General features: G+C 68.8%; 12 protein-coding genes. 1 reads left to right on the top strand and 11 read right to left on the bottom strand.

Translation table 11 applies throughout. From position 1 onward, the window contains the following. The 3 genes from ABD54_RS23455 to ABD54_RS23450 all read right to left on the bottom strand — a co-directional run. A partial coding sequence (locus ABD54_RS23455) for a DUF6177 family protein (RefSeq protein WP_047871704.1) occupies positions 1–424 on the bottom strand: 424 nt, incomplete at its 3' end. A 133-nt stretch (positions 425–557) separates the two neighbouring features. Further along, positions 558–710, bottom strand: a complete 153-nt coding sequence (locus ABD54_RS28390; protein WP_160313092.1) for a hypothetical protein — start codon at positions 708–710, stop codon at positions 558–560. 541 nt (positions 711–1,251) lie between these two features. Continuing rightward, positions 1,252–1,524: a nuclear transport factor 2 family protein gene (locus tag ABD54_RS23450; protein WP_235432167.1), complete on the bottom strand. Its 273-nt coding sequence runs from the start codon at positions 1,522–1,524 to the stop codon at positions 1,252–1,254. Positions 1,525–1,847: 323 nt separating this feature from the next. Between ABD54_RS23450 and ABD54_RS23445 the strand changes: the two genes are divergently transcribed. After that, on the top strand, positions 1,848–2,213 hold the full coding sequence (locus ABD54_RS23445; protein WP_047871703.1) for a DUF1330 domain-containing protein: 366 nt from the start codon (positions 1,848–1,850) through the stop codon (positions 2,211–2,213). A 182-nt stretch (positions 2,214–2,395) separates the two neighbouring features. Here the strand turns inward: ABD54_RS23445 and ABD54_RS23440 are convergent, their stop codons facing one another. The 8 genes from ABD54_RS23440 to ABD54_RS23405 all read right to left on the bottom strand — a co-directional run bounded on the left by ABD54_RS23440 (position 2,396) and on the right by ABD54_RS23405 (position 9,369). Further along, entirely contained in the window at positions 2,396–2,989 is a 594-nt protein-coding gene (locus ABD54_RS23440; RefSeq protein WP_152692080.1) for a hypothetical protein, read from the bottom strand. A gap of 403 nt (positions 2,990–3,392) precedes the next feature. Then, the gene (locus tag ABD54_RS23435) at positions 3,393–3,914 is read right to left on the bottom strand and encodes an ATP-binding protein (protein ID WP_047871701.1); all 522 of its coding nucleotides are present in this window, start codon (positions 3,912–3,914) and stop codon (positions 3,393–3,395) included. Then, entirely contained in the window at positions 3,911–4,477 is a 567-nt protein-coding gene (locus ABD54_RS23430) for a hypothetical protein (RefSeq protein WP_047871700.1), read from the bottom strand. Before ABD54_RS23430 ends, ABD54_RS23435 begins: the two co-directional genes overlap by 4 nt. A 206-nt stretch (positions 4,478–4,683) precedes the next feature. Then, positions 4,684–4,869: a DUF397 domain-containing protein gene (locus tag ABD54_RS23425; RefSeq protein ID WP_047871699.1), complete on the bottom strand. Its 186-nt coding sequence runs from the start codon at positions 4,867–4,869 to the stop codon at positions 4,684–4,686. Further along, a complete protein-coding gene (locus ABD54_RS23420) occupies positions 4,856–5,077 on the bottom strand; it encodes a hypothetical protein (RefSeq protein ID WP_047871698.1) in 222 nt (73 codons plus the stop codon). Before ABD54_RS23420 ends, ABD54_RS23425 begins: the two co-directional genes overlap by 14 nt. A 56-nt stretch (positions 5,078–5,133) precedes the next feature. Beyond that, positions 5,134–5,601: a hypothetical protein gene (locus ABD54_RS23415; RefSeq protein WP_047871697.1), complete on the bottom strand. Its 468-nt coding sequence runs from the start codon at positions 5,599–5,601 to the stop codon at positions 5,134–5,136. A 267-nt stretch (positions 5,602–5,868) separates the two neighbouring features. After that, on the bottom strand, positions 5,869–6,321 hold the full coding sequence (locus ABD54_RS29215; protein WP_235432166.1) for a hypothetical protein: 453 nt from the start codon (positions 6,319–6,321) through the stop codon (positions 5,869–5,871). Positions 6,322–6,342: 21 nt separating this feature from the next. Then, positions 6,343–9,369, bottom strand: coding sequence for a hypothetical protein (locus ABD54_RS23405; RefSeq protein ID WP_235432168.1), 3,027 nt, complete (start codon positions 9,367–9,369; stop codon positions 6,343–6,345). Between the last annotated feature and the right edge of the window lie 63 nt (positions 9,370–9,432).

Below are 9,432 nucleotides of genomic sequence, written 5' to 3'. Positions count from 1 at the left end.
GATGTCCCAGCCGCTCGACGCGCTGTCCGGCCTGGTGGAGACCCTCGCCGGGAAGGGCCTGCTGGACGTGCTCCACGTGCGCGGGCCCCGCGGACGCCGCCGCCAGGTGCCGCAGTTGCGCGGCCACGGCAGGGCTCCGGAGACGGCGCGGCACGTCCTCGGGCACGGGGTACCAGACCGCAGGCGCCTCCTCCCCGCCCAGCAGGGTGCCGGAGAGCGGTCCGCGCAGCGCGTGTTCCACGCCCGCACGGCGAACCCCGTCCGGCCCGAGGGCCGTGCCGACCGGAACCGCGAGCCCGTGCCAGCGGGGTTCATACGTGACGTCGCGGCGTCCGCGCGCCCCGCGCACGTGGAGCACGTCCAGCAGGCCCTTCCCGGCGAGGGTCTCCACCAGGCCGGACAGCGCGTCGAGCGGCTGGGACATCGACGCGTCCTCGGTGGGCGCCGTGCTCAACGACGTGCTGGGCCGGGTGGGCGACCAGCGTCGGCGAGGTCGTGGACAACGCGGTCACGCACAAGAAGGAGACGTTCGAGGGGTACGGCGCGCTCGTCGGGCTCTACGGCGAGGACGGATGGATGAATCCGTTCGACTCGGGCGAGCGCTCCGGCGAGACGTGGCGGGCCAACGCGGGGGCGGCCTGGACCGAGGCCGCCCACGACATCGCGCCCTGGCGGGAGTGGGAGGACCGGCCCGCGTACACGGTGTCCACGGCGGCAGGCAACGCCGCGCTGGCCGTGGTGCCGCTTCCGGTGCGGGGAGGGTCGATCCTGGCAACCTCAGCCGGGGCGGCTCGGACCTGCCCGACTTCGATCCGCTCGACTGGCCCGAGGTGGCGTGGGAGCCGGGTGCGGCGGCGCGGCCGGGGTTCAGCCTGTCGCAGATGTTCAACCAGATCAGGGGCGACTTCTCCGACACGACCGGCGGCTTCGGGGCACGCATCGGGGATCTGTCGGGGATGGTCGAGCGCTTCTCAGCAGTGACCCCGGGGGAGGGCGGCGGTTCCGGGCGAGGGCTCGGTGTTCCCGTTTCCGCGTCCGATCCCGACCTGCCGAACCGGAACGGTCGGGGCGAGGGGACGAGGACGGATCCGACGACACCCGGGACGCCCAGGACACCCGGGACCTCCTCGGCTCGCCCAGCCCGGAGCGCTGGCCGGAGATGGAGGAGATGCTCGACGCGCAACAGCGCCGCGACGGGGAGGGCGCCCCCTGATGCGCATGGTAAGCCGGTATGGCTCCATCCTGGCCGTGTCAGTTTTCGGCGGGTGTCACGTGGGAGTGCACGCAGATCCATCCGCCCGGCGTGCGGTGGTAGACGTCGGTGGTCCACTCGTCGGCGTGGAACTCCCGGCTGCCGAAGTGCGCCGTGTTCACCACCCTCGCGGTGGGCGCGGCCAGGTCGCCGTGGACGCGCACCCGCTCGGTGCCCTCGACCGGTCGCATCGTGCTGTGTGTCAGCGCTCCGGAGACCGCCATCGACAGGAACCCCTCCCGCGACCCCGCACCGGACGGTCCGACGAGCACCCAGTCCTCGGACGGAACCGGCCGATGGCGTCGGCGTCGTTCGCCACGATCGCCCGGCGCCACGCGGCGGCACGGTCCTGGAGCTCCCGGACTTCCCCGTCCTCTGACACAACGGGATGATCGCATGTGGACCGCACCGGCCGTGGTCGGTCTCGCGGCCGGAACCGGGCCCCGGGGTGTTTCCCGGTCCCGGTCAAGACTTGCGCAAGACATACCAACCAGACGGTATGCAAGAGCGGTGAGGCGTGCCTAGACTTCTGGCACTTCCATGCCGCGCCGGGTGCCGATCGCCCGGAGCGGCGGACGACCACAAGGAGGTACCGATGGCAGTCGACCCCTCGGGAACGGATCTCGCGCGACTGGTGGACGAGGACCCGGGCGGCCCGGTCGTCATGCTCAACCTGCTGCGGTTCAAGCCGGAGGGCCGGCCCTCGTACGAGGAGTACTCGCGGCAGGCGGGGAGGTTCCTCAAGCGCTACGGGGCCGAGCTGGTCTACGCCGGTGACGGCGTCACACCCCTGGTGGCGGAGGAGGGCCAGGCCTGGGACGCGGTGCTGCTCGTGCGCTACCCCAGCCGGGAGGCGTTCAGCCGCATGGTCTCCGACCCCGAGTACCAGCGGTTCACCCACCTGCGCACCGAGGCCCTGAGCGAGGCCGTGCTCCAGCCGACCGTTCCCCGGCCTTTCTAGCAGCGGCTCGTCCGCGGCCGACCACGCGAACGCTCCTGGCTGACGGAGCGCGTTCACGGAGGCCCGGGGCCCACCCCGGGCCTCCGCGTTCTTGTGTGGTGGAACCGGTCATCGACGATCAGGGCCAGTCGGACCGGGGCGGGAAGGGGAACAGGGCCGCACCGGAACCGCTGGACGAGTGGTTAGTTGTACCCGTTGTCGCCGTTCCCGTTCCCGTTGCCGCCGTTCCCGTTCCCGTTGCCGCCGTTCCCGTTCCCGTTGTCGCCGTTCCCGTTGCCGTTCCCGTTGCCGCCGTCCTCAACGAGGCAGAAGTCCACGTGGCTGAGCTCGTAGAAGTCGTCCGGAGGGTTGCTCGGGATGTTGAGCGGGGCGTGGAGGTCCTCATCCTCCGTGACGCCGTCCGGTCGGTAGTCGTACAGGTTGGCGTTCGGTCCGCCCTTGGCGATGACGCCGATGGCGACGAAGTCACCGCTGACACTGAAGTCGAAGACCTGGTTGTTCCTGATGTTGTCGAGCGTGACCGACCCGAAGGTTCCCTCTTCGACGGGCTCCACCTTGATCGTGAAATCGCACTGGAAACCGAGACCGGCGAACGTCGGGTTGCCTTCCACCTCCTGGGGCGGCACGTCGGCTCCGAACTGGGGCCCCGGTACCAGCGGCTGGGCCGCGGCCGGGACGGCGAGGGCCGCCGTCAGAGCCGTCGTCAGGCCGAGGCCGAGGAGGGACTTCATTCCGACCCGACCCGACTCGGCGTTCTTCCGGATTGCTGCTCGCATGCTGTGCGTTCCTTCGCGTTCTCGGTCCATTGGGCGCCCGGCCCTTGTGGAGGACCCACGCCGACGCTTCGGTCCACTGTTGTGACCAAACCCCGGTCCGGCGCCGGGCGTCCCGATAGTGACACAAGCAGAGAGTGATTAATTGGCAACACTCCGTGTTCATGTGGCGGTGCAATGGATCCGAAGATCGGATGTATGGATCACCGTCTTCCGTCGTGCTATGTAGAAAAAGGGACATTCCTTTATTGGGGTGTGTAAATCGATTGCCCGCTGTGTCTGGTCTGCTCCGCCTCTGGCTTTCATGTCCGTGTTCCCTGGCGCACCGGCTTCTGCCGCGAATCTCCCTCTGGGGTCGGGGCGGCTGGAAGCCCGCCCGCCCCGATTCAGCCAGGTCATAATCCGATTAACTGGTGAACACATAAGCGCGCAGGCCGGGCGGCACCGCGTCCGGGTCCACTGGGAAGGCGGCCCACACGTGGGTGCCCAGGTCGGCCCAGGGCGCGAGGCGGTAGTGGCCCCAGGCGGCGGACAGGTTCTCGACCAGGAGCAGGCCGCGCTGGCCCTCGGCCCAGTCCCACTCGTCGGCCGTGCGCTGGTGCGGGACGGCCGGAACGCCGCCCCCGCCGCCGCAGTCGGACAGGCCCACGCGCAGGGTGGCCGCATCGGGCATTGACAGCGCGCGCAGGACCTCGCCGCCGGAGCGGCCCGAATCGGTGTACTTGCAGCAGTTGGCGAACAGCTCGCTGGTGACCAGCGTGAGCGTGTCCACCAGGTCGGGATCGAACCCGGCCAGGTCGCGGGCCAGGTCGGCGCGGACCTCGGAGAGCCGGGACAGTGAACCGGGGTAGACGCGGTGCTCCCAGTGGACGCGGGCGCGGCGGACGGCGGCGTCGAGGCCGGAGGAGTCGAGGTCGGAGGCGCTCATGCCGGAACCCCCTGTCGCTGCTCGTCCCAGACCCGGATGAGGGAGGCCAGTTCGCCCCACTCGGCGTAACGGGTGGGCGTGGTGCGATCGGTGAGAGTGGTGGGATGGGCGGGCCCGGCGGGGCGCACGACGCCGAAGCGGGGCGCGGGTTCGCCGAGCAGGTCGCCGCCGGGGTCCTCCCGCCACTGCTGGACCAGGGCGGCGGCGCGTTCCTGGACGAGGGCGAACGCACGCCGGACCTCGTCCGTCTCCGGCGCGGGTTCGGCGCTGCGGGGCGCGGGAACGCGGGGCGCGGCGGAGGCGGTCAGGCGCTCGTGGGCGGCGAAGTAGGGGCGGACCATGGCCACGTCCTCGGCCGGGATGACCTCGCGGGCGGGAGCCAGCCTCGGCATGGCGGGCTCGGGAGAGGAGACGGGCGGGGCCCCGGGGAGGTAGCGGCGGACGCGGGCGGAGCGGCGTCGGCGGCGACCGGCCACCGCGGAGTGGCGTCCGCAGGGGACGGAGAGGAAGGCGATCAGCGGGCCGAGGGCACGGCTGAGAAGGGCAGCGCTAAACTGGCGCATGCTAGCAGTTCCTTTGGTTAAAGGTCTTGAAGTTGCTGGCCACGGCCCCGGACGGTGACATCCGTCGCGGGGTCATTTGAGTTGTGTGTTCGAGAGAGAGGATAAGGGGTGGTGGGAGTGGAATGCCAAAATACTGGGGAGTAATGTTGGGGGAAATGAGGAAACGGCCGACCAGAATTCTGGGCGGCCGTTGTTATGTCCCGTTTTTAGGAGTTTGTGAGGGAGGCGCAGCTCAGGAGCGCGGTCCAGGCCTCGGGGGTGTAGTCGAGGTGGCCGTGTTCGCGGTTCCGGGTGTCGCGGACGAGGACCGTCTGCCCCTCGGCTACCTCGACGCAGCTTCCCGATCCGCCGCTGTAGCTGCTCTTGTGCCAGTGGGGTTCACGCTTTGCCATCGAGTTCTTCCTCGGCCTTCCTGATCAGATCCAGGCTCGCACGGGGCGACAACGCCTCCGACTGGAGAACGCCGAAGAGCGTCGCGCAGTGCTGCACCGGCATCAGGTCGTCCATGAGGGTTTCGTCCTCCATGCGCTCCGCGGAGGCGGTCGCGCGGTGCGCGTGATCCTCGACCCGCCTGATGCGCCACCCGTGCTCGCCGAGCACGTCAGTACGCGGACGCGGACACGGGACCGCACGCTGATTACCGGTCCCCGAGCCGGTCACTCCATCGCGCGGCCCTCGGCCTCTTCCCGGAGCTTCTCGCGGAGCCAGTCGGTCATGTACTCCTCGTCGCGCGGGAAGTAGACCAGGTCGTTGGTGAAGCCGAAGGCGGTGGGGAAGGTGATGCCGGGGTCCTCGTCGTAGTTGTAGGTGACGTTGAACCTACCGGGCGGGGTGATGACGTACTCGAAGGAGAACCAGGTGCCCTTGCCCTCCTGGTACATTCCCGCTCTGAGTTTGTCTCGTATGAGACTGATGTCAGCGGGAGGGAATTCTCGGCGACTGGTACCGTCCCCGAACTCGACGATGAGTTCGCTGCTTGCGTGCTCGATGACGGTCTGGACCCGGTAGGTCAGGCTCTTCCATCCTTCCGGTGCCTCGCTGAGGATACGGCTACCGATCTGGACGAGGATCTCCTGCCGCTCCTCCGGGCTGAGCCCGCCCTTCCTGGTATAGGGACCGAGCATCGGGTCTCGCTTTCGCGGTGGTCATGGCGTCTGCGCGTGAGGGTAACGGCGGGGTCGGACACCGGGTGCGCCATCACGCTCCCGCCACGCCGCGCGCCGGTGGCGATGCCAGTACACGATGGGACTGTCACCGCCGCTGGGCACTGCTTATGTGGAGTCCCCGCCAGCGCCGCACACCTTCTACGCGTGCCATTCCGGTACGTTCTCCTCGGAGCGGGGGAGTGGTGCAGTTCCTGCCCTGACACTGACACCGCCGCTGGGCACCGCCTACGCGGAGTCCCCGCCAGCGCCACCAACCTTCGCCGCGAGCCATTCCGGTACGTTCTCCTCAGCACGGGGGAAGTGGTGCAGTTCCTGGACGTAGTTTTCTTCGCTGGGACGGAAGAGGAATTCCGGCTCGTTGTCGTAGTCGAACTTCGTCGTGAAATTTCCCGGACGCGTGATGGTGTACCGCATGGAGAACCAGGCCCCCTTGCCCTCCTGGTACATGCCCGCCCGCAGCCCGGAGATCCGGGGAGCGACCCCGGCCGGGATGCTCGTCCTCTCCGGTTCGCCATCCCCGTGGCGTACGAGCATCTCCTCCTCGCGATAGCTCACGATCGCATACACCGAGTAGACGATCTCGGTCCACGTGTCCGGAACGGAACCCAGGATTTCCCGGCCGATCTCCGTCAGGATCTCCTGCTGGCCAGTGAAGTCGAGATGTCCTTTTTGAGGCAACAATGTTCTTCCTTGCGGTGTCTATTTGAGCGGGGGGACGTTCGGGTAGACCATCTGGCGCTGGACTTGGCCGTTCACCGTCCACTCGACGATGATCTCAGACGGTGGCGGAGCAAGGAGCTTGGTCGACCTGGGCCTCTTGAGTTCGAAGGCCTCCATCGAAGGATCAAAGACGTTCCTGATCTTCACGTGGATGGAGGGCGGATTCGGTCCCTGGTCGAGGAGGTCCTGCCAATCGTCGAGCGAACGACGCCACGCCGGACTGTCATCCATGTCCTCGATCTTGCTCAGATCGCCGTCGAGCAGGGCCTCCCAGGAGGTCTCCAGGTTTCTGAAGCTTCCGTTGATACCCGGGTAAGCGGTGCGGCTCTGGTTCACGTGCTCCAGCATCGGTGTCTGGTTGAGGCGCTCACCGAAGCCGCCGAACTCCATGGACCCGATCAGGTGACCGCCATTCCACTGCATGGCCTCGTACTGGGGAGCTTCCGTGCGTCCCGGGTAGTTCTCGGGGTTCTCGGCGAAGTCCTGCCTGAGCCGCTTGTTCAGTTCCTCGTAGTACTCCCTGCCCATGCGGTTTACGTTCGCCTGCTCGCGATCGTTGCGAACGTGGCTGTCCGAGGTCAGGTCACCTTCGACGTATACCGTCCTCATGTTCTCGTCCGTGCGGTACACCTTTCCGTCGACGTGGTACTCGACGTTCGGCCTGGGTCGCAGGAGTTCGGGATGCTTGGAGGAGGTGCGATCCGAGTCTGTGTGGATCTCCTTGATCTTGCCGTCCGCGTCGGTGACGAACGTGCCGCGGTAGTGGCCACTGGTGTCATTGACCCGATAGCTCGTGTGCGGGTCCAGTTGCACACCGTCACCGAACCTCTTCTTGGGGTTCGGCATGAGCTTGTCGGTCTCCGACGAGATCGGTTTCCCGTTCTCGTCGAACTTCTGTTCCACAGTGACAGGTTTCGGAGAGGACGCGGTCCCTTCGGGCCCGTTTCCACCGTTGCTGGAATCTGTGCCCAAGGATCCAGAAGGGCCGTTGACCGGGCCTGTGGGAGTACGACCGCTGGTGGACGTGCCTCCCAGGTCGCTGCTGACGGTGCTCCCGTCCAGGACGTCCGTGCCGCCGGGGGAGTTCCCGTCGGTGTCCAGCGGGTCACCACCGTTGCCGTCCCGGTTGGTGACCTCCGGCATGGTGTTGCTCATCCGCGGGCCATCGGCGTCGAACCGGTCGCCGAAGGCTCCGTCGAACCCGTCGCCGAGGTCGTCGAGGCCAGCGACGTCGATGACGCTGCGATCGCCGATGACCGTGTCTGGACGGGGCGCATCGGCCTGGGCGTCGAACGTGTCGTTGTTCCCGCCGCCGACGAGGGCGGGCACCCTCCCCGACTCCGGGCCGTCCGGGGACTGGTTGGCCTCCCACGCCGGGTAGTCCGAGGCGTGCGCGTTCATGTCGCTGAACACCGCCTCCAGGGACGGGTCCAGGTCCAGCTCCTCCAGGTCGGGCTGCCCGGAACGGTTCGGCCGGGGGGCGTCGCTGTCGCCGCCCTGCCCACCGAGGACCCTGCGCCCGAGGTCGCCCAGCTCGGCGGAGTCCGGATGCGAAGTCAGCAGCTCCAGGAGCTCCCGGCTGTCGTCGAGTTCACGCGTGGTCGGGTTCACGGCGGGCCGGGTGCCGGCCGGGCCGCCCTCCTCGTCGCCGTGGTGGTTGGCGACGCGCTGGCTGTTGGAGCCCTCGGAGCCGTTCCCGTCCCCGCCGGAGCCGTTGCCGCCCGGGTTGTCCCCGCCGCCGAAGAAGCCCCCGCCGGTGAACCTGCTCAGCAGGTTCTGCATCTCCGACAGCCGGGAGGTGCTGAAAGCGCCCTCCCGGAGCTGGCCCAGGTCGATCCTCAGGTCGGCCAGGGAGAGGTCGCCGAACCGGGGCAGGCTCAGGTTGATCCGGCTCATGTCCGGCACGTCCACGTCGGGGACGCTCGGCCCGTCCCCGCCCATCCGGTTGAGCATGGCCGAACCGCGCCAGGCCATCAGCGGCACGCCCACGACCGCGCCCACGCCGGTCGCGGTCAGGGCGGCCCCGCCCACGGTCGCGCCGATGTTGAGCAGGGCGGTCCCGATGACGTAGCCGGGCCGCTCGCCCCACTCCTCCCAGGGCACCACCGCGTGCGCGGCGTCCTTCCAGGCGTTGCCGACGGTGTCCCAGCCCGACCAGCCCCAACTGTCGCTCTCTGAGTCGTACATGCCCGCCAGCGACGCCAGGGACTGGAGGTTGCCCTCGTGGTACTCCCACATGGCGTCGCCCCAGGACATCTCGAACCAGCCCTCGGAGCTGTACATGCCGGTGATACCGCCGACGTCCTCCGCGATCCCCACGAAGAAGTCGCCCACCGCCGCACCCGCGTCCACCCACCAGCCGTGGTCGGTCTCCATGGGACCGCCCCAGGCCATGGCGACGTCGCCGAGGTAGCCGTCGTAGCCGTGCTCGAACTCGCCCGGCGCGGACTCCCCGTCGCCGTCGCCCGCGACGAAGCTGGTGCGGTCGGGGATGTCGGCGTTGATCGCGTTGGCGCAGGCCCGCTCGGCCTCCTCGTACTCGCGCCGCAGCGCGTCCGCGCGGTCGAGCAGCGCCTGGTGCTCCTCGACCTTGTCGCTCTCCCCGCCGAAGAACCCGGATATCCCGTCGGCCTCGCGCCAGTCGTCGTCGCCCTCGATGGAGTTGAGGAAGGCGTAGGAGTCGGCCTTGAGCGTGGACCACTTGCCCTTGATGTCCCGGACGGCCTCGGCGAAGGTCTCCAACGCGCTCGCGGCCTTGTCGAAGGAGGTCTCCACCTTGTCGCCGTCGGTCGCGACCGGGTCCACCACCGCGTACAGGGTCTCGGCCTCGGGCGCGGAGTAGCACGAGGACAGCCCCGCCCAGGCGCTCTTGATGTCGCCGCCGATCCCGGCCACGTTGGCCCCCTCCCGGCGCAGGTCCCTGGCCTGCCTCTCCAGGGTGGCGGGACCGGCGGTCGGAACGGGGAAGGCCGCGGGGTTGATCAGGCCGCCCGTGGGCGTGCACATCTCGGTCACGGGGATGCCTCCGTCTGGGAGCTGAGGGAAGAACGCGGTGGGGGTCCTCGGGGC

Source organism: Nocardiopsis sp. RV163, assembly GCF_001029525.1.
Lineage (GTDB): Bacteria > Actinomycetota > Actinomycetes > Streptosporangiales > Streptosporangiaceae > Nocardiopsis > Nocardiopsis dassonvillei.
The sequence above is the reverse complement of the archived record's forward strand: the minus strand, read 5'-3'. Positions and strand labels throughout refer to the sequence as shown.